The following is a 24,991-nucleotide window of genomic DNA, read 5'->3' on the forward strand; positions in this document are numbered from 1 at the left end:
AAAGACATGCAAGACGCGAGAGACGCGAGAGACGCGAGAGAGAGGGAGGTGGCGGACCGACCGTGCGGGAACAGACCTACGACCCCGTCCTGGAGGTCACCGAGCTGTCCAGATGGCGTCTGACGAGCCCGCTGCGCCCGCCCGACCCCGGCCGGGCGCTGGTCCTGGTGCGCGACAGCGGCCCGTCGCTGACGGTCCGCTGCGGCGAGGACGTCCCGTCGGCGCGGTACGGCGCCTACCGTTCGGTGCACACCGTCGACGTCGGCGAGCACCGGCTCGTCCTGGACATCCCGCTGCTCAGCCGGGACCCGGCCTTCTCCTTCCGCAGCCGCGTCGACCTGGTCTGCGCGGTCGTGGACCCGGCGGAGATCGTGGCCCGCGGCATCCGGGACATGAGCGGCGCCCTGTACGCGTTCCTGCGCACGGCGTTGCGCGAGGTGGCCCGGGACTACGACATCGCAGAGTTCCACCGGGCGGAGCGGGCGCTGAACGACGCGATGGCGGTGTTCGGCGGGGACGACGCTGTGCGACTGCGTTCGGTGCACGTCGAGTTGCTGGTCGACGAGGACGAGATCGCCACCAGCGGGCGGGAGTTCCGGAAGGTCGAGCGGGAGACCCGGCTCGCGCGCATGCGGCGCACCCGGCACGTCGAGATGATCCGCGAGGAGGGCGTCGACGGCCTGATCGCGGAGATCGTGGAGAAGGAGGGGCCGCGCGCCGCGCTCGCCTGGATCGAGAAGAGCGACGCGGAACAGCGCGAGGTCGAGCGCGAGGTCATGCGGATGGTCCTGGAGCGCGGCGACGCCGACCGGGAGCCGTTCGAGCAGACCGAGCTGGAGCGCGCCGTCCTGGACCGGGTACTGCGCGGCGGCGGGGACGGCCTGTTCGGGGCGGCGTCCCGGCGCGGCCGGCTCACCGGCTCGCTCTCCCGTGCCCTGGAGCCGGGCGCCGGAGATCCGCCCGACGCGCCCGCGCCCGCTCCCGACCCCGCCGCGCTCAGGGGCGAGGTGCTGCGGGACGGGCCCCGGCCGCGCGGCACCGGCCGCCGCCCGGCGCCGGACGCCCCACCGGAGGACGAACCGCTGCCGCCGCCCGACGGCACCCCGCCTCCCCCGCACCGGCCTGGACAGGCCCCGGCCGAGCCGTCGGCGCCGCGGGTGAGCCGGGTGCGCGGCACCGCCACCCGCCGGCCCACCGACCCCGGCAGGGAGCCCCGATGAACCAGCCCGCCACGCACCGCCCTGCGGCGAGTCGGCCCGCCACGGACCAGTCCGCCGTGGGCCAGTCCGCCATGCACCGCCCTGCCGTGGACCAGTCCGCTATGGACCAGCCCGCCACGCACCGGCCCGCCGTAGACCAGCCCGCCATGCGCCGCCCCGCCATGGACCAGCCCTCGATGGACCGGCGCCCGCTAAACCCGCCCTCGTTGAACCAGCCCGCCACGACCCCACCCCCGATCGACCACCCACTGACGAACCAGCCCCCAGTAGACCCGCCCACCACGACCCAACCCCCGACGGACCGGCTCGCCATGAACCAGCCCCCGATGGACCCCTCCGCCACGAGTCACCCCCCGCTCAGCCAGCCCCCAAACGGCCACCCCCCGAACAGCCAGCCCCCGACGAACGACCCCGCGACGAACCCCCAACCGCAACCCCCCTCGCCCCCGCCACCCTGGCCCCCGGCGACACCCCGGCCCTCCGTGGCCGGGGCCGTCGGTGACGGGCCCCCGCCGGAGCGGCCGCCGACGCCTCAGTTGTACTGGGGCGCCGGCCGGGGCCCGCTCCAGGCGGTGTCCGTGTGGACCGAGCGGGTAGCGGGCCGCGGTGAGGACGCCGAGCCGTTCGTCTGCCACCACTGGGACACGACCCAGGGACTGCTCGCCGTCTTCGACGGTTCGGGCGGCGCCGGCGCGTCCCCCGCCTGGCAGGCGCCCGACGGCACCGCGCGGACCGGCGCCTGGGTCGGCGCGCGGGCGGCACGGCTCGCCACCGACTGCTGGTTCCACGACGTCGTACGGGAGGGCCAGGAGCCCGACGGGCACACCCTGCACACGTACGTGAAGTACTTCCTCGAACAGGCGCCGAAACGGCAGAGCAAGATCAGCGGGACCATGCGCCGCCAGTTGCCGACCACGCTGGCCGGGCTGCACTACCAGGTCGACGGGGACGAGACGGAGGTCGAGGTGCGCCCGCTGTGGACGGGCGACTCGCGGGCCTACGTCCTGCTGCCGGACAGCGGGCTGCACGTGCTGACCCGCGACCACACCCGGGAGAGCGACGCGCTGGAACTGCTGCGCAGCGACCCGCCGATGACGAACCTCGTCTGCGCCGACCGGGAGTTCGAGATCGCCACGCGGCGGCTGACGCTGCCGCTGCCGTGCGTGCTGGTCGTCGCCACGGACGGCTTCTTCGGCTACGTGCACACGCCGGGCGAGTTCGAGCGGCTGCTGCTGCGCACGCTGGAACAGGCGCACCACGCGCTCGACTGGTCGGATCTGCTGCGCCGCGAGGTGCAGGCGTACACCGCCGACGACGCCTCGCTCGCGCTGCTGGCGCTCGGGCACCGGGACTTCGCGGACCTGCGGGCCGGCTTCGCGCCCCGGCTGCGGCAGCTCACCGACCGGCTGACGCGGGACCGGCCGGACGCGCTGACCGGCCCGCCGGGCGACGGCGCCGACCCGCGGGAGGCGGCGGCCGCGGTCAAGGCGTGGCAGGAGCGGACCTGGCAGGAGTACCGCCCCGCCTACGAGAGGTACCTGCCGCCCGCGTCCGAGGAGTCCGCATGAAACAAGGAGAGGTGATCGCGGGCTACCGCATCACCACCGCGCCCACCAACGCGGGCGGCGGCAAGTGCATCTGGGCCTTCGCGGAGAGGGCCGGGACGGCGTACTTCATCAAGCAGTTCCTGGAGCCGAAACGGCCCAAGGACGACGCCCGGCAGACGCCGAGCCTGCGGATCAGGCGCCAGCTCGCCCTGGAGTTCGAGGAGCGGCACCGCACGATCATGGCGCGGCTGCGGCCCGACGCCCGGGGCGGCGGGAATCTCGTCCTCGCCACGGACTTCTTCCACGAGGGGAGCACGTACTACAAGGTCACCGAGCGCATCGACACCTCCAGCCTGGAGAAGCCGCAGGCCCTGGAGCCGCGGCAGAAGATGGTGCTGCTCAAGACGCTCGGGACCTCGCTGACGCAGCTGCACGACATCGACGTGGTGCACGGCGACCTGAAGCCGCTGAACGTGCTGGTGCAGAAGCGGGACGACGCGGCGTTCCACACCGCGAAGCTGATCGACTTCGACGACTCGTACGTGGCCGGGAAGCCGCCCGCGCCCGCGGACATCTCCGGCGACTCGCTGTACGGCGCCCCGGAGTGGCGCCGCTATCTGCGGGAGGACGGCTCGTGCCGCGCCGAGGACCTGACCTGCGCGGTCGACGTGTACGCCCTGGGCCTGATGACCCACCTGTACCTGACCGGTGAACTGCCGGGCCACGACGCGCGGTTCGGCTCACCGGCCGACGCGGTCGACGGCGGCGACCCGCTGCGTCTCGACCCCCGCCTGTCGGACGAGATCCACGCGCTGCTGGGGGACATGCTCCAGGGTGACCCCGGGCGCCGCCCGCGCGTGGCGGCGTACCTGAAGGCGCTGTCGGACCCGGACGTCTGCGCGCTGCGCCACCGGCGCCCCGGCACCGCCGCGCCGGGACGGAGGGCGGCCCCCGCGAAGACGCCGACGCGGACGAGCCGGATCCGCGTCAACGGCAAGCCCCGGCCGGGCGAACCGGCGCCGCCGGCCGCGCCCGCCCCGGACCCGGCGGCCCCGCCCGCGCCCCGCCCGCCCCGCTCCTCCCGGGTCCGCATCAACCTCGGCGACCGGCGCCGGGACCGCAACACACCGTGAACCAGGAGTCGTCCATGAACGCCAGCAACGAGCAGTACCAGGGCAATCTTCAGTACGCCGTCGACATCGTGTTCTGCATCGACGCGACCGGGAGCATGTTCCCGGTCCTCGACACCGTGAAGGCGAGCGCCCTCCAGTTCCACGACCGGCTGAACGACGTGATGGCGAAGAAGGGCAAGGCGATCAGCCAGCTGCGGCTGAAGACCATCGCCTTCCGGGACTTCGGGGACGACCCGGGGTCGGCGATCGAACAGACCGAGTTCCTGCGGCTGCCGGAGCAGGCGGCGGACTTCGAGCGGTTCGTGCGCGGCATCGACGCGGGCGGCGGCGGCGACATCCCGGAGTCGGGTCTCGAAGCGCTCGCCCTCGCCATCAACTCCCGCTGGGAGACGGGCCTGGACCGCAGGCGGCACGTCATCGTGATGTTCACGGACGCGCCCGCGCACCCGCTCGGCACCGTCGGCGCGTCCGCGCAGTCGTACCCGGCGCACATCCCCCGCAGCATCGACGCCCTCTTCGAGCAGTGGGGCTACGCCCGCAGCCAGACCGCCGTCATGGAGCAGTCGGCGAAGCGGCTCGTGCTCTTCGCGCCGGACCAGGACCCGTGGAAGGACCCGATCTCCGAGGAGTGGGACCTCACCCTGCACTTCGAGTCCAAGGCGGGCGAGGGGCTGGAGGAGTTCGAGATGGACGAGATCATCGAGACGATCGCGAACAGCCTGTGAAACGGGAGCTGAGCTGGCCCGGCTGCGAGATCCTGCTGGCCGAGGGGGCCGTGGAGTTCGCGTGGCCGGGCATCGCCTTCGTCCAGTTCGCGGTCGCCGAGTGCGCCGAGGCGTCGCTGCGGCCCCGGTCACCGGACGGCGAGGGGCAGTTGGTGTTCCGCTTCCGCGCGGCCCGCCCGGACACGGCGGACCTGATCGTCGTCCGGGTCGCGGTGCCCGCCGCCGAGGTCCCGGAGGCGCGTGACCTCGTGGCGGAGCTGCACCACGACCACGGGGTGCCGGACCGGCCCGCCGACGAGGACGGGGCGGCGCGGCTCGAACAGGTCCCCGACGAGGCGCGGGACTGGCTGCTCGCGCCCTCGGGTCCGGCGTCCGCCGAGCTGTTCGCCCACGTCATGGACCGGATCGAGAACGATCCCCGGTGAGGCGGCGGCCGGGCCGGGAGAGGTGACCGAGAGTGGCGGCGACGGACAACTGGCGCTGCGGGGACTGCGACACGTTCAACGTCCCGGCGGAGACGACCTGCGCGGTCTGCGGCGGCACGCGCCGCGCACCGGCGCCCGCTCCCGCCCCGCGCCCCGCGGTGAAGCGGCCCGCACCGGCCCGGCCGGCCGGGGCCTGGCGCTGCACCAGGTGCGACACGAACAACACCGGGGACGACACGGCCTGCCTCGTCTGCGGCGCGGGCCGGCGGTCGGCGGCGAAACCGGCCGCCCGGAGGAAGGGCCCGGCCAAGCGCGCCACCGGGAGACCGGCGCCCAGGAGGTCCGCCCCGGGCCCGCGCGCCGAGAGCCTGTTCCACCCGCCGCCGACGACGGCGGCGGGCTACGTCCCCACGGCCTCCCCGGCGCCGCCGACGGTACCCGCGGCCCCGCCGCCCGTGCGGCGTCCCCGGGCGGCGCCCGCGCCGAGGCGGCCGGCGAAGAGCGCGGGCGGCTGCGGCGGCTGCCTGATCGCGCTCGCGGTCGGGGGCGCGCTGCTGTTCGGGGCCCAGCACTACTTCGCGTCGCACGACTCCGGCACCGGCGGCGCGGACGGCCCGGCCGCGACCGGTGCCTGCCCGGCGCGGGTGGCGGACGCGCTGTCCTCGGGCGGCGGCGCGGAGCTGGTCGACGCGTACCGCACGGAGAACAAGCAGATCACGCTGTGCCGCACGACGGCCGGGGCGCTCTACTACTACGGCGAGTTCAGCGACCACCGCGAGGCGGGCATCGCCATGCGGGCGACGCGGACGAGCGACGGCTACGAGGCGACCAACGGCCCGTACCGCTACGTCGTCCACGGCGACCTGGTGACGATCTACCAGTCCGGCGAGAAGATCGGCGAGGAGACGGTGACACCCGACCCCTCGCCCCGGTGACCGGCGGGGACGCGCCGGTCAGGCCCTAGCCCTCCTGCGCGGGCTCCAGCTTCAGCGAGATCGAGTTGATGCAGTACCGCTGGTCCGTGGGGGTCGCATACCCCTCGCCCTCGAACACGTGACCGAGGTGGGAGCCGCAGCGCGCGCAGCGCACCTCGGTCCGCAGCATGCCGTGCGACCGGTCCTCGATCAGCTCCACGGCCGCCGAGTCCTTGGGGTCGTAGAAGCTCGGCCAGCCGCAGTGCGACTCGAACTTCTCGGTGGACGTGAACAGCTCCGCGCCGCAGGCACGGCAGGAGTACACGCCCGTCGTCTTCGTGTCGGTGTACTCACCGGTGAAGGCGGGCTCGGTGCCGGCCTGGCGCAGCACCGCGTACTCCGCCGGGTTCAGCTCCGCGCGCCACTGCTCGTCCGGCTTCTCGACGTCGTACGTCATGTCGCTCATCCCTTCAGACGGTCCAGGATCCGCGGGCCGAGGTCGGTGACGTCGCCCGCGCCCATGGTGAGAACAAGATCCCCGGGCTTGGCCATTCCCGCGATCGCGGCGACGGCCGCGTCCTTGTCCTCGGCGGCTCGCACGTCGGCGCCCGCGGCCCGGGCCGCGTCGACGATCAGGGCGCTGGTGACGCCCGGCACCGGGTCCTCGCGGGCCGGGTAGATGTCGAGGACGACCGAGGCGTCGGCGAGGGCGAGGGCGTCGCCCATCTCCTTGCCGAGTTCCTGGGTGCGGGAGAACAGGTGCGGCTGGAAGAGGACGAGCAGCCGGGCGTCACCGACGGCCGAGCGCATCGCCTCCAGGTCCGCGGACATCTCCGTGGGGTGGTGGGCGTAGGAGTCGACGACCTGCACGCCGCTCTCCTCGCCCTTGAGCTGGAGGCGCCGCTTGACGCCCGTGTAGGACTTCAGCGCGCCGGCCAGGTTCCGGGACGGGATGCCCATGGCGACGCCCGCCGCGAGCGCCGCGACGGCGTTGTGCGCGTAGTGGCGGCCGGGGACGGAGACGGTGAAGGTGAGCAGCTTGCCGTCGAGCAGGACCGTCACTTCGCTGGCCAGCCCGCGCGGGGTGATCTTGTGGATGCGGATGTCGGCCGCCTCCGACTCGCCGTACGTGACGACCTTCAGGGAGGTGGTGTCGCGGATGCGGCGGGTCAGCTCGGCGGCGCCCGCCTGGTCCGCGGCGATGACCAGGGTGCCGCCGGGGACGATCTTCGTCGTGAAGGTCTCGAAGGACTCGTAGATCTCGTCCATCGACGCGTAGTTGGCGTGGTGGTCGAGCTCCACGTTGAGGATGATCGCGACTTCCGGGCGGTACTTGTGGAAGCTGCGGTCCGACTCGTCGGCCTCGGCCACGAAGAGGTCGCCCTCGCCGTGCAGCGCGTTCGAGCCGGGGACGTCGAGGTCGCCGCCGATCGCGTAGGAGGGGTTCAGGCCGAGCGAGGTCAGCGACACGGCGAGCATCGACGTCGTGGTCGTCTTGCCGTGGGTGCCCGCCACGGCGATCGGGCGCAGGCCGTCCATGAGGGAGGCGAGGGCGTCGGAGCGGTGCACGACCGGGATGTCCAGCTCCCGGGCGCGGGCCAGCTCGGGGTTGTCCTCGCGGATCGCGGAGGAGACCACGACGCAGCTGGTGTCGGGGGCCACGTGCGCGGCGTCGTGCCCGATGTGCACGGTGGCGCCGAGCGCGCGCAGGGCCTCGGCGGTGCCGGACTCGCGCGCGTCGCTGCCCGCCACGCGCGCGCCGCGCTGGGCGAGGATCTTGGCGATGCCCGACATCCCGGCGCCGCCGATGCCGATGAAGTGCGGTCGCTCCATGGCGGCGCTGGAATGCGGAAGGCCGGGTGCCATGCGTGTTACTCCCCTGAGGTTCCGATGCGTCCTGGTCCGCGGCGTCCGACCACGGCCCCGACCCAGCCTATTGCCTCCGGACCGGCCGTCCCGCACCCCGTTCGGCGCGGGTCACGCCTTGCTGTGCGAGAACAGCTTCAGGACCGGCACGCCGACCTTGTGGCGGGCCTGCGAGGCCCAGTCCCGGTGGAAGAACTCCTCGACGTAGTGCGGGTCGGTGAGCACGATGACCTCGTCCGCCCGCACCTCGTCGACCAGCGCCTTGAGGGCGTTCAGCGGGTGGTCCTCGATGAGCCGGCCCCGGGCGGCGCTGCCCGCCTGGTGCAGGGCGGCCAGGGAGACCTGGAGCGCCTGCTCGGCGGGGCCCTTCGCCTCGTCGCCCTCGGGGACCTCGCCCTCGCGGGCGGCCTCGTCCAGCTCGCCCATCGCCACGTCGTCGATGGCGCGCAGCAGCCGGTCGGCCTGGTCGCCGCGGGGCTGGAGCAGCACGTGGAAGATGACGTCCTCGTCACCGTGCAAGGTGGTGACGAACTCCACGTCGGCAGACGTCAGGGCCTTCTCGATCATCAATACGCTCGTGAACACGACGGGCGCCCTTCTTCTCCTACCGTGGGCCGTCCTTCGACGGGGGCCCTGCGGACTGCGGAAACCATCCTGCCCCGTGGCCGCACGGGGTCTGCGAGTTTTAGTGTGCCCAGCGAAGACTAAACGGAACAGATCATTCCGTTCCGTGTCGCCTCCGACCGTATCGGGTGAACAGGAAACCGTCCTCCTCCAGCAGAGAGAGCAGCTCGAAACGTTCCGGCACGGGCAGGGCAGGGCCGCCGGCGATGCGCTGGGCGGCGCCTGCGGTGAGCGTCGGCGACACCGTGAGGCACAGCTCGTCGAGTACCCCGCCCGCGATGAATCGACCGAGCGTGCGCGGCCCGCCCTCGGTGAGCAGCCGCCGGTGCCCGCGCTCGGCGAGGACGGCGACCACGCGGTCCGGTTCGACGTCCGCGCCCGCCCCGGCGTACAGCACCTCGACGCCGGCCCCGCGGGCCGCCTCGACCCGCCCCGCTGGGGCGTCCGAGCCGGTGATCACGTACGTGGGGGCCAGTGGCTCGGTGAAGAGCGGGAGGGAGAAGTCCAGGTCCAGGCGCGCGCTGAGCACCGCGATCGACGGGGCGGGGTCCTGACCGGCCGCGGCGCGGCGGGCGGCGAACGCCTCGCGCGCGCGGGCGGGCCGGTACCCCTCCTGGCGGACGGTCTGGGCGCCGACGACCACCACGTCGGCGAGGGCGCGCAGAGTGCCGAAGATCCGCATGTCGGTGTCGTTCGAGATCGGCTGGGAGCGGCCGTCGTGCTGGGCGGCGCCGTCCAGCGTGGAGACCATGTTGGCCCGCAGCCACGGCCGCCCGGACGCCTCCGGCGGATAGGCGTAGGCGTCGGCGAGCGCGTCGAGACTCCACTCGCGGCCGCCGGGCGCCGCGGGGCGCGGGACTTCCCCGGCGCCCTCCCGGCCCACGTGATCTGCTGTTTCGTACGTCACAGGGAACAGGCGTCGCATGACGTGCAGTGTGGCACGGCCATTAAGCTGATGAGTTGTGTCGTCCTCCAGCCAGCCGCCCGCCCCGTCGTCCTCCGCCCACGGGTCCGCCGTGCCCTCCCCGACGGGCGCCGCCGCGCCGCAGTCCCTGTGCGCGCGTGAGCCGCACGTCCCCGCGGAGCGCCTGGTCGCGGAGCTGGTGCCGCCGCCCCGCTTCGCGTCGGCCCGCTTCGACACCTACCTCCCGGACCCGGACCAGCCGAGCCAGACCCAGGCCGTCGAGGTCCTCTCCTCCTTCGCCGCCGGGCTCGGCGCCGCGCACTCCGCGGGCTCCGGCCGGCGCAAGTGGTTCGCCAGGAAGCCGGCCGCCCCCGCCGGACCGCGCGGGGTCTACCTCGACGGCGGCTACGGCGTCGGCAAGACCCACCTCCTCGCCTCCCTGTGGCACGCGACCCCGGCCGAGCCCGCGCTCAAGGCGTTCGGCACCTTCGTCGAGCTGACGAACCTGGTCGGCGCCCTCGGCTTCCAGCAGACGGTGAAGACGCTCGGCGGCCACCGCCTGCTGTGCATCGACGAGTTCGAGCTCGACGACCCGGGCGACACCGTGCTCGTCTCGACCCTGCTCGGCCGCCTGGTCGAGTCGGGCGTCGCGCTCGCCGCCACCTCGAACACGCTGCCCGGCAAGCTCGGCGAGGGCCGGTTCGCCGCCGCGGACTTCCTGCGCGAGATCCAGGGCCTGTCCGCGCACTTCCGCCCGCTGCGCATCGACGGCGAGGACTACCGCCACCGGGGGCTGCCCGAGGCCCCGCCGCCGTTCTCCGAGGAGCAGGTCACCCGGGCCGCGTCCGCCACCGCGGGCGCCACCCTCGACAGCTTCCCGCGGCTCCTGGACCACCTCGCCCGGGTGCACCCGAGCCGCTACGGCGCGCTGACGGACGACCTGACGGCGGTCTGCCTGACCGACGTGTCCGCCGTGCCCGACCAGTCCACGGCGCTGCGCCTGGTCGTGCTGGCCGACCGGCTCTACGACCGGGAGATCCCGGTGCTCGCGGCGGGCGAGCCGTTCGACCGGCTGTTCAGCGAGGAGATGCTGAACGGCGGCTACCGCAAGAAGTACTTCCGCGCGATATCCCGGCTGACCGCGCTGGCCCGGGACGCCAAGGGGCTCGTCGAGGCCTGAGGAACCCTGAGGAACACGGCGCTCCGGCCGTCTGCCGGAGCGCGCGCGTACGTGGTAGACACAGCCGGGTCACAGTTCCTGTCCGCCAACAGGAGGTTGCACCCATGTCTCGCACCACTGACGCATGCACCGACGACGCACGCACCACTGATGCACGGCAGTCCGCGACACGACGTCAGATCCTGGCCCGCACCGGCGCGTTGGGGGTGGGGATCGCCTTCGCCGGGGAGCTGTCCGAGCTGTTCGCCGGCTCGGCCGCGGCGCAGGGGCGCGCCGGGTACGGCCCCCTGGTCGAGGACCCGGCCGGGCTGCTCGACCTCCCCCGGGGATTCCGCTACCGGGTGCTCTCGCGCGAGGGCGACGCACTGCGGTCGGGCGAGGGCAGGGTGCCGAGCAACCACGACGGCATGGCCGCCTTCGCGGGCCGCCGGGGCCGCGACCGTGTCGTGCGCCTCGTGCGCAACCACGAGAACCGGGTCACCGCCGCCGTCCCGGTCCCGGTCGTGGAGGGCCTCACGTACGACCCCGCGGCCAAGGGCGGCTGTACGGTGCTCACGCTCGGCCGGGACCACGACGTCCTCGACGAGCGGGTCGGCATCGCCGGCACCGCCACCAACTGCGCGGGCGGCCGCACCCCCTGGGGCACCTGGCTGACCTGCGAGGAGACCGAGGACCGGGCCGGCACCAACGGCTACACCAAGGACCACGGCTTCATCTTCGAGGTCGACCCGGCCGACCCGCGCCGCTCGGGCGCCGTGCCGCTGACCGCGATGGGCCGCTTCCAGCACGAGGCGGTCGCCGTCGACCCCGGACGCGGGGTCGTGTACGAGACCGAGGACGCCTTCGACAGGCCGTTCGGCCTCTTCTACCGCTTCCTGCCCCGCCGCCCCGAGGGCGGCCTCGGCTCGCTGCGCGCGGGCGGCCGGCTCCAGGCGATGCGGGTGCCGGGCGTGCCCGACCTGTCGGCGGTGCAGGAGACGGGCGCCTCCTTCGCCGGCGTCGAATGGGTCGACGTGCCCGACCCGCTGGCCACCACCACCCCGATCCGCAACCAGGACTTCGGGCCGAAGGGCATCACCCACGGCCAGAAGCTGGAGGGCTGCTACTGGGGCGGCAGCTGCGTCTACTTCGTCTCGTCGTACGCGCGCAGCCGCGAGGGCTCGGCCGCCGACCACTTCGGCCAGATCTGGCGCTACGACCCGTCGGCCCGGCGGCTGACCCTCGTCGTCGTCTTCGGCCCCGACACCGACGTGCAGCTGCCGGGCGAGGAGCCCGACAACATCTGCCTGGCGCCGGGCGGCGGCCTGATGGTGTGCGAGGACGGCGAGGGCGCCCAGCACGTCTTCGGCGTGACCCGCAAGGGCGCGGTCTACCCGATGGCGCGCGGGCGGCAGAACATCGGGACCGCCGCGGAACCGGCGTGGGGCGAGTTCGCGGGCGTCACCTTCTCCCCCGCCGGGGACACGATGTACGTGAACGTGTACACCCCCGGGACGACCTTCGCGGTGACGGGGCCCTGGCACGAGTAGCGGCGGCGCCGGGACGGACGCAGGATCGTAGGACCTGACCGAGAGGGGCGCGCGGTGGCGAAGGGCAAGAGCGGGAGAGGCGGGGCGCGGAAGGCGGCGCCCGCGCTGCGCGAGCTGCTGCGCGTCCCCGGGGACGACCGCGTCGACCTGACGGCGTACGACCCGGCCGGCACCCCGGGCGGCCCGGCGGACAAGGCGTCGGGGGTCGCGGCCACCGCGGCGCTCGGCGAGCGCCTGGCCGGACTCCAGGAACGCCTGTGGGCCGCGGGCTCGGCCGGCGACCGGCGCCGGATCCTGCTCGTCCTCCAGGGGATGGACACCAGCGGCAAGGGCGGCACGGTCAAGCACGTCATCGGCCAGCTCAACCCCTCGGGCTGCCGCATCAAAGCCTTCAAGGCGCCCACCCCGCAGGAGCTGAACCACCCCTTCCTGTGGCGCGTGGTCAAGGCGCTTCCGGAGCCGGGCGAGATCGGCATCTTCGACCGGTCGCAGTACGAGGACGTGCTCGCCGCCCGGGTGCGGGAGCTGGTCCCGCGCGCGCAGCTCAACCGCCGCTACGGGCAGATCAACCGGTTCGAGCGGACTCTCGCCGACGACGGCGTGACCGTCGTGAAGTGCTTCCTGCACATCTCGTACGCGCAGCAGAGGCGCCGGCTCCTCGAACGGCTCGACAACCCGGACAAGCACTGGAAGTTCAGCCCCGGGGACATCGAGGACCGCGCGCTGTGGCCCGCCTACCAGGAGGCGTACGAGATCGCCCTGGAGCGCTGCTCGACGGACGCGGCCCCCTGGTTCGTGGTCCCCGCCGACCGCAAGTGGTACCGCGACTGGGCGGTCAGCACGCTGCTCCTGGAGCATCTGGAGGCCCTCGACCCGCGCTATCCCGAGGCGCGGTTCGACGTGGCGGAGTGCCGGCGGCGGCTGCTCGCGGGCGACTGAGCCCACCCGGCCCGGCGGGCGGCGGCGGCCCGGACATGTCCGCCGCGCCGCGTGGGAAGGGTGCCCTCATGAAGCAACCATCCGCACAGTCATGGGAGTTCACGGACGACCGCGGGCATCTGGCCGCCTCACCCCGCACCCCGGAGCGCGTCGTCGCCTACATCCAGGCCGGGGCGAGCCTGTGGGACCTCGGGACCCGGCCCGCGGGGATCTTCGGTTCGTACCACGACGGGGACAGCCCCGACCGCGCCAAGTCGGGCGCGCTGCCGCTCGACGAGGTGCCGTACCTGGGCGCGGGGGCCGGGCTCGGCCTCGACGACGTGCTCGCCGTGCGGCCGGACCTGGTGGTCGCGCTCACCTACGGGGGCGGGCAGGTCTACGGGATCGAGCCCGACACGGCGAAGCACCTGGAGGAGCACGTCCCGGTCGTGGTCGTCGACGTGGGGCAGGGGCGGACGCTGGCCGCGGTGCGGGAACGGTTCGCCGAACTCGGCCGCTCGCTCGGCGCGGAGGAGGGCCCGGACGCGCTGGCCGCGCTGACCCGGGCGGAGTCGGGGCTCGCGGCGCTGGCCGGGTCCGCGCGGGGCACGGCCCGGGTGCTGGCCCTGTCGCCCGGCGGCCCGGACGCCGTCCACCTGGCGCGGCCCGCCAAGTGGCCCGACCTGAGCGCCCTGACCGGACTCGGGGTGCACACCGTCGAGCCGCCCGAGGGGCCGGGCGCCAACTGGCACACCGGCACCTGGGCCGACGCGGCCGCTCTCGCCCCGGACGTCGTCCTGCTGGACGCCCGGGCGAACGCGGCGCCGGCCGCGCAGTACGCCGGTGACGCCCACTGGGCGGCCGTGGCCGAGCGGGCCGCCGTGCTGCCCTGGAACCCGGAGACGCCGGCCAGCGCGGCCGCGCACGCCGCGTTCTTCGAACGGCTGACCGGGGCCCTGCGCCGGGACGGCTGAGGCAGGTTTCACCTCCTGGGGCCCGGGGCACCCGCGCGGCAGTCCTGATGCCGTTGAGGGAGACGGAAATGCAGTGGTTGGACTGGGCCGCGTGCACCCACGAGGACCCCGAACTGTTCTTCCCGGTCGGTTCGGCCGGGCCCGCCGTGCAGGACGCCGAGGCCGCGAAACAGGTCTGCCGCCGGTGCCCTGTCGTCACCGAGTGCCTCGACTGGGCGGTGGCCACGGGCCAGACGAACGGCGTGTGGGGCGGCACGTCGGAGCGCGAGCGGGCCCGGCTGATCAGAGCGGCGCGCCGGGCCCGGACCGGCCGGGAGGTGCGGGCCCGCTGACCGGGTGAGCAAACCGCGACGATGACCGAATAATCCCATTTACACAGTTATCGTCGCGGCGTGATCAGCAACCGCTCCCTACACCGCGCCCTCCTGTCGTGCGCCCTCGGCGCCCTCGCGCTCGGCACCGCCGCCTGCTCCGGCGATCCCGGCCACCCGCCCCCGGGGCAGGCCGGGCGGCCCGCCGCGAGCCCCTCGGCCGCGGCCGCGCCGACCGCGCCGCCCCGGCTCGCCCCGGGGCCCTCGGGCCTCACCCCCGTCTTCAGGAGCGCCCGCGGCGACGTGGGCGTCCGGGACGCGCGGGAGAAGACCGTCGCCCTCACCTTCGACGCCGACATGACCGCCGACCAGGGGCCGCGGGCCGCCGCGGGCGAGCGCTTCGACAACCCGCGGCTCATCGCGACGCTGCGCCGCCTGAAGGTCCCGGCGACCGTCTTCATGACGGGCCGCTGGGCCGAGGAGTACCCGGCCGAGGCCGAGGACATCGGCGGCGACCCGCTCTTCGAGGTCGCGAACCACTCGTACAGCCACTACGCCTTCACCGGCGACTGCTACGGCCTGCCGACCGTGCCCGCGGCGCGGATGCGGGCGGACGTGGAGCGGGCGTTCACCGCGTTCCGCAGGGCCGGGGTGCGGCACGTGGTGCCCTACTTCCGCTTCCCGGGCGGCTGTTACGACCGCGGCGCGCTGCGGGCGCTCACCCCGAGCGGCGTGACGGCGATCCAGTGGGACGTGGTGAGCGGCGACGCGTTCGCGACCGACGCGGGGGCGGTGACCCGGCAGGTGCTCGACGGGGTGCGGCCCGGCTCGGTGGTCGTCATGCACTGCACGCGCAGCGCGGCGCCGACGACGGAGCGCGTGGTGCGGGACGTGGTGCCGGCGCTGCGGGCGCAGGGCTACCGGTTCGTGCGGGTGTCGGAGCTGGTGGGGGCCGCGGCCCGCAAGCGCTGACGCGCCGCCGTACGCTGGCCGGCATGACCGCAGCCCACCGCTCCACCGCCGCACCCGCCGCCGCACCCGCCGACGCGGGGCCGTTCGCCGAGTGCGTCCTGTGCCGGGAGCCCACGGAGCACCCGGAGTCCACGAAGGGCGCGACGCTGTGCCCGGTCTGCGCCTGGCAGGAGGCGCAGCGCACCGCCTGCTCCGGCTAGCTCCCCGGCGGACGGCGGCGGGCGGCGGCGGGCTGGCAGACTGGAGGGCGTGACCAGCGACGACACCGCCACCGACAGCCCCTTCCGGTCCGAGCCCACCGCGCGTGACGAGGCCCCGCAGTTCGTGCTGCCCCTCGTCGTGCGGATCGAGCGGGCGGCGCCGCCGGCCCGCACGGACGCGCTGGAGACGGCGGCCCGTGCCGTGCTGACGATCCTCTCCGACGAGCGCTCGCTGGGCGACGGGGAGTGGGCGCGGGCGATGCGGGACTGGCAGGACGCCCGGATCCGCAAGGTCGTGCGGCGGGCCAGGGGCGCCGAGTGGCGGCGCGCCGAGGCGCTGGACGGCATCACGGTGACCGGGGCCGCCGGGGCCGAGGTGCGCGTCTTTCCGCCGGTGCCGCTCGACGGCTGGCCCAAGGACCTGGCCCGGCTCCAGGTGTCCGGCACCGATCTCGACGACCCCGAGCCGCCCGCCGCGCCCGCCGCGACGGGCGTGACGCTCTGGCTCAACCCCGACCTGGACATGACCGCGGGCAAGGCCATGGCGCAGGCCGGGCACGGCGCGCAGCTCGCCTGGTGGGAGCTGTCGGAGGCGCGCCGCAAGGAGTGGCGCGAGGCCGGCTTCCCGCTCGCGGTGCGGGTGTGCGGGGACCGCGCGCGCTGGGCGGCGCTGACCGGGTCCGGGCTGCCGGTGGTGCGCGACGCGGGGTTCACGGAGATCGCGCCGGGCTCGTGCACCGTCGTCGCCGAGGGCCCACAAGACGGCGGCCTGCTGCCGGACCTCGGCCACGTGTGAGACACCGGAGCACCCCGGGAAACCGGAGCACGCGGAGCACCCCGGGTCCGCGGAGAAACCGGGGAACGCAGCGGTCACAGCCCTGAAAGCGGCCGGATCGGACCCTGGCGGCGCGGCCCGCGGGGGCCTAGCATCGGTCGGGCAGAAGCAGCGTCGGACGCGCGCGGCACCACAGCGCGGCCTCCCGACGGGGCGGCCCCTCGCGCCGCCCGCACCGCCCCCGAGACCCCGGGTTTCTCCGTCCGCCGTCACCCGTGCGGCCGGGGGCGTTCACGCCGTCGATCGCCCCCCGCCGCTGGTCCCCACCGATGCCCCGGGGTGGTCTCCCGCCCGCCCCGGGCGGCGGGGACGGTGAGCACGCGAACCGCGCTGGGGGAGGCGCAGGTTCCCGTGCTCATGGGCCGCCGCCGATGCCGGCCTCGCCGCCGGCGGCGGCCCCTTCGACGCGCGGCGCCGGTGCCCGGCGCGGAACCTCAAATGTTCCTCTGAACGTCTCCCCCGGGGGGTTCGGCCGGTCGTGCCGGGGCCATGACACCTGGACAGTGTCGGCGTGGCGGAGGGGGACGGACATGGGGCGGCTTCCGCGGCTGGGTACGGGGATCGGATGGCGGCCGGAGATCGCCGGGGTGGTCGAGGCGATGCCGGGCATCGACTGGGTCGAGGCGGTCGCCGAGAACGTCTGTCCCGGACAGCTGCCCGACTCGCTGCGGCGGCTGCGCGAGCGCGGCGTGACCGTCGTGCCGCACGGGGTCTCGCTGGGGCTCGGCGGCGCCGAGCGGCCCGACGAGGGGCGGCTCGCCGAACTCGCGGCGCGGGCCGAGGCGCTGGGGGCGCCGCTGGTCACCGAGCACATCGCGTTCGTCCGGGCGGGCGGCGAGCGCACCGCGTCGCCGCTGCTGGAGGCCGGGCACCTGCTGCCGGTGCCGCGCACCCGGGACGCGCTCGACGTGCTGTGCGAGAACGTCCGCATCGCGCAGGACGCGCTGCCCGTGCCGCTCGCGGTGGAGAACATCGCGGCGCTGTTCGGCTGGCCGGGCGAGGAGATGACCGAGGGGCAGTTCCTGTACGAGCTGGTGGAGCGCACCGGTGTCCGGCTGCTGATCGATGTGGCGAACCTGCACACGAACCACGTCAACCGGGGCGAGGATCCGGCCAGGGCGCTGGGCGAGCTGCCCGTCGAGGCGATCGCGTACGTGCACGTGGCGGGCGGCTTCGAGCGGGACGGGGTGTGGCACGACAGCCACGCGCACCCGGTGCCGCGGCCGGTGCTCGACATCCTGGCCGACCTGGCGTCGCGGGTGACGCCTCCGGGGGTGCTGCTGGAGCGGGACGAGAACTTCCCCGAGGACACCGGGGAGCTGGCGCGCGAGGTGGAGACGATCCGGGCCACGGTCCGGGCGGCCGGCGGACCCGCGCCGGCCGGCGCGGGGGACGCGGCGCGCGCGGAGGTGGCCGAGGCCGGCGACTCCGTGCGGGGCCGGGTCGCTCTCGCCCAGGCCTCCCTGCTCTCCGCGCTGGTCGCGGGCACGCCCGCGCCGGAGGGCTTCGACCGGGTCCGGCTGGGCGTGCAGAGCCGGGCGCTGGCGGGCAAGCGTGCCGACGTCGTCGCCAAGGTCGCGCCCGAACTGCCGCGGATCCTGGGCCCGTCGGCGTACCGCACGGCGTTCCTCGCGTACGCGGCGCGGCGCCCGATGACCGGCGGCTACCGGCGCGACGCACTCGACTTCGCCGAGGACCTGCTCCTGGAGCAGCGGGTCGCGCGGCCCGGCCCGCGCCGCGAGCTGACCGCCTGGTGGCTGGAGCGCTCCGGCCCCGCCCCGCTGGCCGGGCGGCCGGTGGCCCGGGCGCTGCGCGCCGCGCGGTTCGCGCTGCGCGGGAGCCGGCGGACGGCCGCGTACGCACCGGGGCGGGGCGCGCGGACCGCACAACCCCCGCGTCCCGTCCACCGGTTGACGTAGTCGGTGCCGATGGCCGGTACCCGGTGCCGGGGGCGCACTAGCGTGCGGTGCCGCACCAGGAGGCACCATGCGACCGCTCTCGACCCACGGTTCCCGCCCGAACGGGACCCTGCTCATCATCACCGGGCTGCTGGCCACCCTGGCCGCGCTCGCCTTCCCCCTCTGGTCCTCCGCGGACCGGTCGGCGACCGGCCCGGACACCCTCGACGCGCAGAGCGTGCCGACCGCGTTCGGCCCGCTGTCCGCGACCGACCGGCTCTTCGTCACCAAGGTGCGGCTGGCCGGGCTGTGGGAGCTGCCCGCGGGGCGGCAGGCCGAGGAGCGGGCCCCGACCGGGGCGATCGCGACGGCGGGCGAGCACCTGGTGCGGGGCCACACGTTCCTGGACGCGCGGGTGCGGGAGGTCGCGGCGCGGCTGCGCCTCGACCTGCCCGACCGGCCCACCCCGCAGCAGCGGGGCTGGCTGCGCACGCTGACGGCGGCGCGGGGACCGGACTACGAGCGGGCGTTCGCCAACCTGCTGCGCGCCGCCCACGGCCAGGTCTTCGCGCTCGTCGCCCAGGTGCACGCCTCGACCCGCAACACGCTCGTACGGGATCTCGCGGACGACGCCAACACCACGGTCCTGGACCACATGGAGGTGCTGGAGGCGACCGGCCTGGTGGACTTCGACGCGCTGGCGCGGAGCGCGGCCACCGCGGCCCCGCCGCCCGGGACCCGCTCCCCCGCCCCGCCGGGTCCGGCCGCGTCCCCGGCCCCGGCGGCGCCCGTCGCCCCGGCGCCGGCGTTCCCGCTGCCGCCCGCCGCGTCCAGCCCCGCCGCCGGGCGGTGAGCGCCGCCGGTGTCCGTATGGTGAATGCGCGGTGGCGGAACGCGGCACACCTGTCGTAGAAACACCCCATGTTCTGGGTGCTCTTCCTCCTCCTGGCCTGCGCGGCCGCCGTCGCCTCCTGTGCCCGGCTGTGTCTCACCGCGGTGCGCGCCGCCGCCGGTGAGCGCGCGGGGGACCCGGCCGGTGCGGGGGCGCGCGTCCTGCCGGAGCGCGAACTGTCCCTGTACGAGACGGCGTTCCTGGCCGGCGGGCCGGGGCGGGTCGTGGACGTGACGCTGGTGTCGATGGCGCGGGCCCGCAGGCTGCTGCTCGCGCACACCGGCTGGGTGACGGTGATCGACCCGGTGGCCGGGGACGCCATGGAGCGTGCGGTGCTCGGCGTCATCGGGCCGGCCGGGCAGACCAGGACCGCGCCGCTGCGGACCGCGACGGCCGCGGGCGACGCGGTCCGCGCGCTGGCCGACGGGCTCGTCGCGGCGGGCCTCGCGGTGCCCGACGCCGTCCGCGTCCCCTTCACGGGCGCGGTGCGGCAGGTGCGTGCGGCGGCCGTCGCCGTGGTGGTGCTCGGCGCGCTCGCCACGTGCACGCCGAGCGGCGGTGCGCAGCCGCCGCGCACGCCGGTGGCGCTCTGGTTCGCGCTGCCGCTGCTGCTCACCCTGGGCTGCCTGGTCATCGCCCGGATCGAGGCACGCGCGCAGCTGGACCGGGCCTCCCCGGCCGGGCGGCGGCTGCTCGCCGCGCGGGCGGCGGCCTGCGACGGGCTGTTCGCGGTCGCCGTGCGCGGGCTGCGCGCGGTGGACGATCCGGGGCTGCGGTCCGCGCTCCCCGAGTGAGCGGGGAGCGCGGGCCGACGCATCGGAGTCATTGATCCGACACCGGCGACCCGGTGCTTTACTTCGCCGACGGCCGCACGAACCATCCCCCTATGAGACACGCGATGCGAGCCACGTCCGTCCTCTGCGCCGCCGCGGGATCCCTGGTCCTGACCGCGCCGGCCGGTGCGGGCGCCGCTCCCGTCCCCTCCCCCGCGCCCGTCGCCGCCGCGGAGCGGGCGGGTGTCGCCGTCGCCGCCGCGCGGGCCGCCGTCGCGGGCATCACCTGGGGGGCGTGCCCCGCGGTGGAGGACCTGGACGACCCGGTGCGCTGCGGCACGGTCTCCGTCCCCCTGGACTACGCCGATCCGGGCGGCGAACGGATCGAGCTGACGGTCAGCCGGATCGCCGCGCGCGGGAAGAAGGGCGAGCGGCAGGGCGCGTTCGTGTTCAACCCGGGCGGCCCCGGCGGCAACGGCATGTACTTCCCGCTGGCCGGCTCGCTGCCGGAGTGGAAGCGGATCGGCGCCGCCTACGACCTGATCGGCTACGCGCCGCGCGGGGTGGGCCGCTCCGCGCCGCTCTCCTGCCAGGACCCGAAGCGCTTCGCGAAGGCGCCGACCCAGGCACCGGCGCACCCCTCGGCCTCGTACAAGAAGGAGCGGGTGGCGCGGGCCAGGTCGTACGCGGCGGGGTGTGCGAAGCATCCCGGGATCGCGCACTACACGACGCTGGACAACGCCCGTGACCTGGACGTGCTGCGGGCCGCGCTGGGCGAGCGGCGGCTGACGTACATGGGTGCCTCCTACGGCACCTACATCGGCGCCGTGTACGCGCGGCTGTTCCCCTCGCACGTGCGGCGCATGGTGTTCGACTCGGCGGTCGACCCCGCCCCGGAGCGGATCTGGTACCGCAACAACCTGGCGCAGTCGGCGGCGTTCGAGGTCCGCTGGCGGGACTTCCGGACGTGGGTCGCCCGGCACGACAGGACGTACCACCTGGGCGCGACGCCCGGGGCGGTGCTGCGCTCGTACGAGAAGGTGCGCGCGGAGCTGGCGCGCGAGCCGGCCGGCGGGAAGGTCGGCCCGGGGCAGTTGCAGGCGGCGTTCCTCCAGACCGGGTACTACGACGACTACTGGCCGACGCGGGCCGCCGCGCTGTCCGCGTACCTGAAGGGCGACCCGAAGCCGCTGATCGGCCAGGCCACCCCGCCGTCGGGCGAGCGCGCCGAGCGGGAGAGCGAGAACAGCGCGGCCGTCTACACGGCCGTCGAGTGCAACGACGCGCCCTGGCCCACGGACTTCCGCGTCTGGGACCGCGACAACACCGCGCTGGCGAAGAGGGCGCCGTTCGAGACGTGGGACAACGCGTGGACGAACCTGCCGTGCGCGTACTGGTCGACGCCCCGGCAGCGGCCGGTCGACGTGCGGACGGCCCCCGGTGAGCTGCCGCCGACGCTGATCCTGGCCGCCGAGCGGGACGCGGCGACCCCGTACGCGGGCGCGCGGGAGCTGAACCGGCGGATCGCCGGGTCGGTGCTCGTGACCGAGCGGGACGCCGGGACGCACGGGATCGGCGGCGGCGCCAACGCGTGCGTCAACGGGCACTTCGACCGGTACGTGCTGGAGGGCCGGGTGCCCGGCGGGCGCGGGGCGTCCTGCGCGGCGCACGCGGAGCCGACCCCGCTGCGGTAGCGCACCGCGTGCGCCCCTCCCGGTCGCCGGGAGGGGCGCACGCGCAGGCCCTAGGCGAGCCCGGCCACCAGGTCGGCGACGCTCTTGCGGCGACCCGTGTAGAACGGCACCTCTTCGCGCACGTGGCGGCGGGCCTCGGAGGCGCGCAGGTGACGCATCAGGTCGACGATGCGGTACAGCTCGTCGGCCTCGAAGGCGAGGATCCACTCGTAGTCGCCGAGCGAGAACGAGGCGACGGTGTTGGCCCGCACGTCCGGGAAGCCGCGCGCCATCTTGCCGTGGTCGGCGAGCATCGTGCGCCGCTCGTCGTCGGGCAGCAGGTACCACTCGTAGGAGCGCACGAACGGGTAGACCGAGACGTAGTCGCGCGGCGTCTCGTCGGCCAGGAAGGCCGGGATGTGCGAGCGGTTGAACTCGGCGGGGCGGTGCAGCGCCATGTTCGACCAGACCGGGTCGAGGGCGCGGCCCAGCCTCGTGCGGCGGAAGAGGTTGTAGGCCTCCTGCAACTCGTCGGCCGTCTCCGCGTGCCACCAGATCATGACGTCGGCGTCGGCGCGCAGGCCCGACACGTCGTAGGTGCCGCGGACCGTGATGTCCTTCGCCGCGAGCTGGTCGAACAGCTCCTGGACCTCGTCGGCGAACCCGGCGCGGTCCTCCGGGAGGACGTCCTTCAGCTTGAAGACCGACCAGAGCGTGTAGCGGATGGTCTCGTTGAGATCCTTCGCCAACTTGCCCTTGTTCGGGATGCGGGCTGCCGCCGCGTCGGGGGTGGTGTTCTCGTCGCTCATGTCCGTCATTCTCCCGCGCCGCCGTGCAGGCTCTGCACCGGGTGCGCCTTCAGCTCCTCGCGGGCGCCGGTGTCCCCGCGGACCTCGTCCACGGCCGCGTACGCGCTCGCGATGCAGGCCGGGATGCCGACGCCGTCGTACGCGGCGCCGCACACGGCGACTCCGGGCAGCCGTCCGATGTGCTCGCGGACGCGGGTGACGCGGTCCGCGTGGCCGACGGGGTACTGGGGCAGGCCGTCCCGCCAGCGCGTGACGTGGGCGTCGAGCGGGGCGGCGGTCAGCCCGGTGGCCTCGCGCAGGTCGTCGCGGGCGATGCCGACGAGGTCGGCGTCGTCGCGGGCCAGGTCCTTGTCGTCGCCGTACCGGCCGACGGAGGTCCGCACGATGCGCAGGTCGGGGTTCTCGTCGGCGATCCAGCCCCACTTGTGGGAGGCGAAGGTGGCGGCCTTGATGGTGCGGCCGTCGACGGGCGGGACGAGGAAGCCGCTGCCGGGCGGGAGGCCGGCCTCGCTGGTGCGGTAGGCCAGCGTGATCAGGGCCATGCTCGCGTACTCGATCGACCGGAGCTCCTGCGCGGCGTTCGGGGAGGCGGTGCGCAGGAAGCCGGCCGCCGCCGGGGCGGGGAGGGCGACGATCACCCGGGGGGCGCGGAAGGTGCGGCCCGATTCGGTGACCACGCGCCACAGGGGGGTGCGCCGGTCCGTCGGGTGCGCGTCGTCGGCGGCGGCCGCCGTGGTGCCCCGGGCCCCCAGCTGAACCGCGCGCTCACCGAGGACGATCTCGCCGCCCCGGGCGCGGACCGACGCCGCCACCGCTTCGGGGAGGGTGCCGATGCCGCCCTCGATGCCCATGAAGACCGGGGCGGGGCGCTCCGCGGGCTGGGGGGTGCGGGCCTGGAGGGCGCGGACGGCCGCCGTCAGGGAGGTGTGGCGGCGGGCCTCCTCGAAGAGCTGGGGCACCGCGCTGCGCAGCGAGATGCGGTAGGCGTCGCCCGCGTACACGCCGCCGAGGAGGGGTTCGACGAGGCGGTCGACGACCTCACGGCCGAGCCGGGCCGCGACGTACTCGCCGACGGCGATGTCGTCGCCGATCGGGGTGGGCGGCAGCTCCGCGTCCTGCGCGATGCGGGCGAGGCCCTCGTCGGAGAGGACCCCGGCGAGCGCGTCGGCGGAGCCGGGGACGCCCATGACGTGCCCCTTGGGCATGGGGCGCAGCGCGTCGCGGGTCCAGATCGAGGCGGTCGCGGTCGACGGCGGCCGGAGCCGCTCCCCGAGGCCGACGTCGGCGGCGAGGCCGACGGCCTCGGGGCGGCGGGCCAGCATCGACTCGGCGCCGAGGTCGACGCGCGCGCCGGCGATCTCGCCCGCGCGCAGTTTGCCGCCGAGCCGGCCGGAGCTCTCCAGGACCGTGACCCGGACACCGGGATCCCGGTCGAGCAATCGGTGGGCGGCCGCCAGGCCGGTGATGCCGCCCCCGACCACCAGGACGTCCCTGACGGTCGCTGTTTCCGTACGTGTGTCCGCTTCGCGCATTCTTCCACTCTCTCAGAACGCGGGGCCCGTCTCCGCCGAGTCCCGACCGTTACCGGTTCGCGGCCGCGCGGCAATCACCGAATGGCCCACTCGCCCGTCGAAGGAGGTGTCGGACAACGGGCTTTTCTCTGGGGGTACGTTCATGCGGGATTCCGGTTCGTCCACGGCGCGGCGGGTGCCGCGCGTCCTGGCTCCGCTGCTGCTCGTCGCGGCGCTGGCGCTCACCGGCTGCTCGGGCTCGTCCGCCGACGGGGACACGGCCGACGCCAAGGTCCGCCGGGCCGGCGCGGCGGACTCCGGGGCGGGGGCCGCCGGCTCGGCGGCCGAGCGGCCGGGCGGGAGCGGCACGGCGGCGCCGAAGCCGCCGAAGCCGGCGGCCACGCACATCATCCGCACCGCCTCCCTGTCGGTCCGCGTCCGGGACGTGCCGGACGCGCTGGCCGCGGCCCGCACCGCCGCGGAGAACGCGGGCGGCTACGTCGGCGACGAGACCACCGACCGCGACGGCCACGGGCACGAACGCACCCGGGTCACCCTGCGGGTGCCGCAGGAGTCGTACGAGGAGGTGATCGGGCGGCTCTCGGGCACCGGCCGTCTGCTCTCCCGCGTCCAGGACGCCAAGGACGTCACCGATCAGGTCGTCGACGTCGACAGCCGGGTCGGGTCGCAGCGGGCCAGCGTGGCGCGGGTGCGGGAACTCATGGACCGGGCCACGAAGTTGAGCGACGTCGTCGCTCTTGAGGGCGAGCTGTCCAGCCGCGAGTCGGAGCTGGAGGCGCTGCTCGCGCAGCAGGCGTCGCTGAAGGACCGCACGACGATGGCGACCATCTCGCTGAAGCTGTCCGAGGCGCCGCCCGCGAAGAGCGGCGGGGACGACGGCGGGACCGGCTTCCTGGACGCCCTGGCGGGCGGCTGGGGCGCGTTCGTGGCGTTCCTGCAGTGGGTCGCGATCGTGCTCGCCGCCGTGCTGCCGTTCGCGGTCCTGGTGGCGCTGCTGATCCTGCTGTGGGTGCGGGTGGTCCTGCCCCGGCTGCCGCGGCGGTCCGCGCCGGAGCCGGGGCGGACCGCGGTCGGCCCGCTGCCCGCACACCCCCGGCAGCGGCCGGACGAGCAGGACTGACGGGTACCGGCGGGTGC

Annotated in this window: 25 protein-coding genes; 19 read left to right on the top strand and 6 right to left on the bottom strand. The window is 75.1% G+C overall.

The window, feature by feature from the left end; all coding sequences use genetic code 11:
• Window positions 1-62: 62 nt before the first annotated feature.
• The 6 genes from ACIP5K_RS17415 (at window position 63) to ACIP5K_RS17440 (ending at window position 5,985) form a co-directional block, all read left to right on the top strand.
• Window positions 63-1,220, top strand: a complete 1,158-nt coding sequence (locus ACIP5K_RS17415; RefSeq protein ID WP_401410347.1) for a hypothetical protein — start codon at window positions 63-65, stop codon at window positions 1,218-1,220.
• Between the two features lie 572 nt (window positions 1,221-1,792).
• On the top strand, window positions 1,793-2,788 hold the full coding sequence (locus ACIP5K_RS17420) for a serine/threonine protein phosphatase (protein WP_401410349.1): 996 nt from the start codon (window positions 1,793-1,795) through the stop codon (window positions 2,786-2,788).
• Window positions 2,785-3,900 carry a lipopolysaccharide kinase InaA family protein gene (locus ACIP5K_RS17425; protein WP_401410351.1) on the top strand — a complete coding sequence of 372 codons (1,116 nt, stop codon included), beginning with the start codon at window positions 2,785-2,787 and terminating at the stop codon, window positions 3,898-3,900. Before ACIP5K_RS17420 ends, ACIP5K_RS17425 begins: the two co-directional genes overlap by 4 nt.
• A 14-nt stretch (window positions 3,901-3,914) precedes the next feature.
• A complete protein-coding gene (locus tag ACIP5K_RS17430; protein ID WP_401410353.1) occupies window positions 3,915-4,625 on the top strand; it encodes a vWA domain-containing protein in 711 nt (236 codons plus the stop codon).
• Window positions 4,622-5,050, top strand: coding sequence for a hypothetical protein (locus ACIP5K_RS17435; protein ID WP_401410355.1), 429 nt, complete (start codon window positions 4,622-4,624; stop codon window positions 5,048-5,050). Before ACIP5K_RS17430 ends, ACIP5K_RS17435 begins: the two co-directional genes overlap by 4 nt.
• 32 nt (window positions 5,051-5,082) lie before the next feature.
• Window positions 5,083-5,985 carry a hypothetical protein gene (locus ACIP5K_RS17440; RefSeq protein WP_401410357.1) on the top strand — a complete coding sequence of 301 codons (903 nt, stop codon included), beginning with the start codon at window positions 5,083-5,085 and terminating at the stop codon, window positions 5,983-5,985.
• A gap of 25 nt (window positions 5,986-6,010) precedes the next feature.
• Here the strand turns inward: ACIP5K_RS17440 and msrB are convergent, their stop codons facing one another.
• The 4 genes from msrB to ACIP5K_RS17460 all read right to left on the bottom strand — a co-directional run bounded on the left by msrB (window position 6,011) and on the right by ACIP5K_RS17460 (window position 9,379).
• Window positions 6,011-6,421, bottom strand: a complete 411-nt coding sequence (msrB, locus tag ACIP5K_RS17445; protein ID WP_401410823.1) for a peptide-methionine (R)-S-oxide reductase MsrB — start codon at window positions 6,419-6,421, stop codon at window positions 6,011-6,013.
• 5 nt (window positions 6,422-6,426) lie between these two features.
• Window positions 6,427-7,830: a UDP-N-acetylmuramate--L-alanine ligase gene (murC, locus tag ACIP5K_RS17450; protein WP_401410359.1), complete on the bottom strand. Its 1,404-nt coding sequence runs from the start codon at window positions 7,828-7,830 to the stop codon at window positions 6,427-6,429.
• 111 nt (window positions 7,831-7,941) lie between these two features.
• The gene (locus ACIP5K_RS17455) at window positions 7,942-8,415 is read right to left on the bottom strand and encodes an indole-3-glycerol phosphate synthase (RefSeq protein ID WP_401410361.1); all 474 of its coding nucleotides are present in this window, start codon (window positions 8,413-8,415) and stop codon (window positions 7,942-7,944) included.
• A gap of 133 nt (window positions 8,416-8,548) precedes the next feature.
• Window positions 8,549-9,379 carry a pyrimidine reductase family protein gene (locus tag ACIP5K_RS17460; RefSeq protein ID WP_401410363.1) on the bottom strand — a complete coding sequence of 277 codons (831 nt, stop codon included), beginning with the start codon at window positions 9,377-9,379 and terminating at the stop codon, window positions 8,549-8,551.
• 91 nt (window positions 9,380-9,470) lie between these two features.
• On the opposite strand from ACIP5K_RS17460, the gene zapE reads away from it, so the two are divergent.
• From zapE to ACIP5K_RS17520, 12 genes are all read left to right on the top strand, one after another.
• Window positions 9,471-10,538 carry a cell division protein ZapE gene (gene zapE, locus ACIP5K_RS17465; protein ID WP_401410825.1) on the top strand — a complete coding sequence of 356 codons (1,068 nt, stop codon included), beginning with the start codon at window positions 9,471-9,473 and terminating at the stop codon, window positions 10,536-10,538.
• 104 nt (window positions 10,539-10,642) lie between these two features.
• The gene (locus tag ACIP5K_RS17470; protein WP_401410365.1) at window positions 10,643-12,067 is read left to right on the top strand and encodes an alkaline phosphatase PhoX; all 1,425 of its coding nucleotides are present in this window, start codon (window positions 10,643-10,645) and stop codon (window positions 12,065-12,067) included.
• 54 nt (window positions 12,068-12,121) lie between these two features.
• Window positions 12,122-13,006, top strand: coding sequence for a PPK2 family polyphosphate kinase (locus ACIP5K_RS17475; protein WP_401410367.1), 885 nt, complete (start codon window positions 12,122-12,124; stop codon window positions 13,004-13,006).
• Between the two features lie 68 nt (window positions 13,007-13,074).
• Window positions 13,075-13,959, top strand: a complete 885-nt coding sequence (locus ACIP5K_RS17480; protein ID WP_401410369.1) for an ABC transporter substrate-binding protein — start codon at window positions 13,075-13,077, stop codon at window positions 13,957-13,959.
• A 68-nt stretch (window positions 13,960-14,027) separates the two neighbouring features.
• Window positions 14,028-14,291 carry a WhiB family transcriptional regulator gene (locus ACIP5K_RS17485; protein WP_401410371.1) on the top strand — a complete coding sequence of 88 codons (264 nt, stop codon included), beginning with the start codon at window positions 14,028-14,030 and terminating at the stop codon, window positions 14,289-14,291.
• A gap of 60 nt (window positions 14,292-14,351) precedes the next feature.
• Window positions 14,352-15,242 carry a polysaccharide deacetylase family protein gene (locus ACIP5K_RS17490; protein ID WP_401410373.1) on the top strand — a complete coding sequence of 297 codons (891 nt, stop codon included), beginning with the start codon at window positions 14,352-14,354 and terminating at the stop codon, window positions 15,240-15,242.
• A 23-nt stretch (window positions 15,243-15,265) separates the two neighbouring features.
• Window positions 15,266-15,442 (top strand): hypothetical protein, encoded by a 177-nt coding sequence (locus ACIP5K_RS17495; protein WP_401410375.1) that lies wholly within the window; start codon window positions 15,266-15,268, stop codon window positions 15,440-15,442.
• Between the two features lie 49 nt (window positions 15,443-15,491).
• A complete protein-coding gene (locus ACIP5K_RS17500; protein ID WP_401410377.1) occupies window positions 15,492-16,238 on the top strand; it encodes a peptidyl-tRNA hydrolase in 747 nt (248 codons plus the stop codon).
• 569 nt (window positions 16,239-16,807) lie between these two features.
• The gene (locus ACIP5K_RS17505) at window positions 16,808-18,196 is read left to right on the top strand and encodes a DUF692 domain-containing protein (protein WP_401410379.1); all 1,389 of its coding nucleotides are present in this window, start codon (window positions 16,808-16,810) and stop codon (window positions 18,194-18,196) included.
• A 67-nt stretch (window positions 18,197-18,263) separates the two neighbouring features.
• The gene (locus tag ACIP5K_RS17510; protein WP_401410380.1) at window positions 18,264-19,028 is read left to right on the top strand and encodes a DUF4142 domain-containing protein; all 765 of its coding nucleotides are present in this window, start codon (window positions 18,264-18,266) and stop codon (window positions 19,026-19,028) included.
• Window positions 19,029-19,096: 68 nt separating this feature from the next.
• Window positions 19,097-19,861 (top strand): TIGR04222 domain-containing membrane protein, encoded by a 765-nt coding sequence (locus tag ACIP5K_RS17515; protein ID WP_401410382.1) that lies wholly within the window; start codon window positions 19,097-19,099, stop codon window positions 19,859-19,861.
• 104 nt (window positions 19,862-19,965) lie between these two features.
• On the top strand, window positions 19,966-21,534 hold the full coding sequence (locus tag ACIP5K_RS17520) for an alpha/beta hydrolase (RefSeq protein ID WP_401410384.1): 1,569 nt from the start codon (window positions 19,966-19,968) through the stop codon (window positions 21,532-21,534).
• A 50-nt stretch (window positions 21,535-21,584) separates the two neighbouring features.
• Here ACIP5K_RS17520 and hemQ read toward each other — a convergent pair whose 3' ends face one another.
• On the bottom strand, window positions 21,585-22,322 hold the full coding sequence (gene hemQ / locus ACIP5K_RS17525; protein WP_401410386.1) for a hydrogen peroxide-dependent heme synthase: 738 nt from the start codon (window positions 22,320-22,322) through the stop codon (window positions 21,585-21,587).
• Window positions 22,323-22,327: 5 nt separating this feature from the next.
• Window positions 22,328-23,854 (bottom strand): protoporphyrinogen oxidase, encoded by a 1,527-nt coding sequence (hemG, locus tag ACIP5K_RS17530; RefSeq protein ID WP_401410388.1) that lies wholly within the window; start codon window positions 23,852-23,854, stop codon window positions 22,328-22,330.
• Between the two features lie 142 nt (window positions 23,855-23,996).
• Here hemG and ACIP5K_RS17535 point away from each other — a divergent pair, with 142 nt between their 5' ends.
• The gene (locus ACIP5K_RS17535; RefSeq protein WP_401410390.1) at window positions 23,997-24,974 is read left to right on the top strand and encodes a DUF4349 domain-containing protein; all 978 of its coding nucleotides are present in this window, start codon (window positions 23,997-23,999) and stop codon (window positions 24,972-24,974) included.
• Window positions 24,975-24,991: the final 17 nt, after the last annotated feature.

Source organism: Streptomyces sp. NPDC088785, from assembly GCF_044750685.1.
In the GTDB taxonomy this organism is placed as follows: domain Bacteria; phylum Actinomycetota; class Actinomycetes; order Streptomycetales; family Streptomycetaceae; genus Streptomyces.

What these genes read in the sequence shown, in the direction of transcription:
- ACIP5K_RS17425 (WP_401410351.1), top strand. Translation starts at nt 2,785, where the DNA reads ATGAAACAAGGAGAGGTGATCGCGGGCTACCGCATCACCACCGCGCCC.
- ACIP5K_RS17430 (WP_401410353.1), top strand. Translation starts at nt 3,915, where the DNA reads ATGAACGCCAGCAACGAGCAGTACCAGGGCAATCTTCAGTACGCCGTC.
- msrB (WP_401410823.1), bottom strand. Translation starts at nt 6,421, where the DNA reads ATGACGTACGACGTCGAGAAGCCGGACGAGCAGTGGCGCGCGGAGCTG.
- murC (WP_401410359.1), bottom strand. Translation starts at nt 7,830, where the DNA reads ATGGCACCCGGCCTTCCGCATTCCAGCGCCGCCATGGAGCGACCGCAC.
- ACIP5K_RS17460 (WP_401410363.1), bottom strand. Translation starts at nt 9,379, where the DNA reads ATGCGACGCCTGTTCCCTGTGACGTACGAAACAGCAGATCACGTGGGC.
- ACIP5K_RS17470 (WP_401410365.1), top strand. Translation starts at nt 10,643, where the DNA reads ATGTCTCGCACCACTGACGCATGCACCGACGACGCACGCACCACTGAT.
- ACIP5K_RS17480 (WP_401410369.1), top strand. Translation starts at nt 13,075, where the DNA reads ATGAAGCAACCATCCGCACAGTCATGGGAGTTCACGGACGACCGCGGG.
- ACIP5K_RS17485 (WP_401410371.1), top strand. Translation starts at nt 14,028, where the DNA reads ATGCAGTGGTTGGACTGGGCCGCGTGCACCCACGAGGACCCCGAACTG.
- ACIP5K_RS17495 (WP_401410375.1), top strand. Translation starts at nt 15,266, where the DNA reads ATGACCGCAGCCCACCGCTCCACCGCCGCACCCGCCGCCGCACCCGCC.
- ACIP5K_RS17505 (WP_401410379.1), top strand. Translation starts at nt 16,808, where the DNA reads ATGGGGCGGCTTCCGCGGCTGGGTACGGGGATCGGATGGCGGCCGGAG.
- ACIP5K_RS17510 (WP_401410380.1), top strand. Translation starts at nt 18,264, where the DNA reads ATGCGACCGCTCTCGACCCACGGTTCCCGCCCGAACGGGACCCTGCTC.
- ACIP5K_RS17515 (WP_401410382.1), top strand. Translation starts at nt 19,097, where the DNA reads ATGTTCTGGGTGCTCTTCCTCCTCCTGGCCTGCGCGGCCGCCGTCGCC.
- ACIP5K_RS17520 (WP_401410384.1), top strand. Translation starts at nt 19,966, where the DNA reads ATGCGAGCCACGTCCGTCCTCTGCGCCGCCGCGGGATCCCTGGTCCTG.
- hemQ (WP_401410386.1), bottom strand. Translation starts at nt 22,322, where the DNA reads ATGAGCGACGAGAACACCACCCCCGACGCGGCGGCAGCCCGCATCCCG.
- hemG (WP_401410388.1), bottom strand. Translation starts at nt 23,854, where the DNA reads ATGCGCGAAGCGGACACACGTACGGAAACAGCGACCGTCAGGGACGTC.
- ACIP5K_RS17535 (WP_401410390.1), top strand. Translation starts at nt 23,997, where the DNA reads ATGCGGGATTCCGGTTCGTCCACGGCGCGGCGGGTGCCGCGCGTCCTG.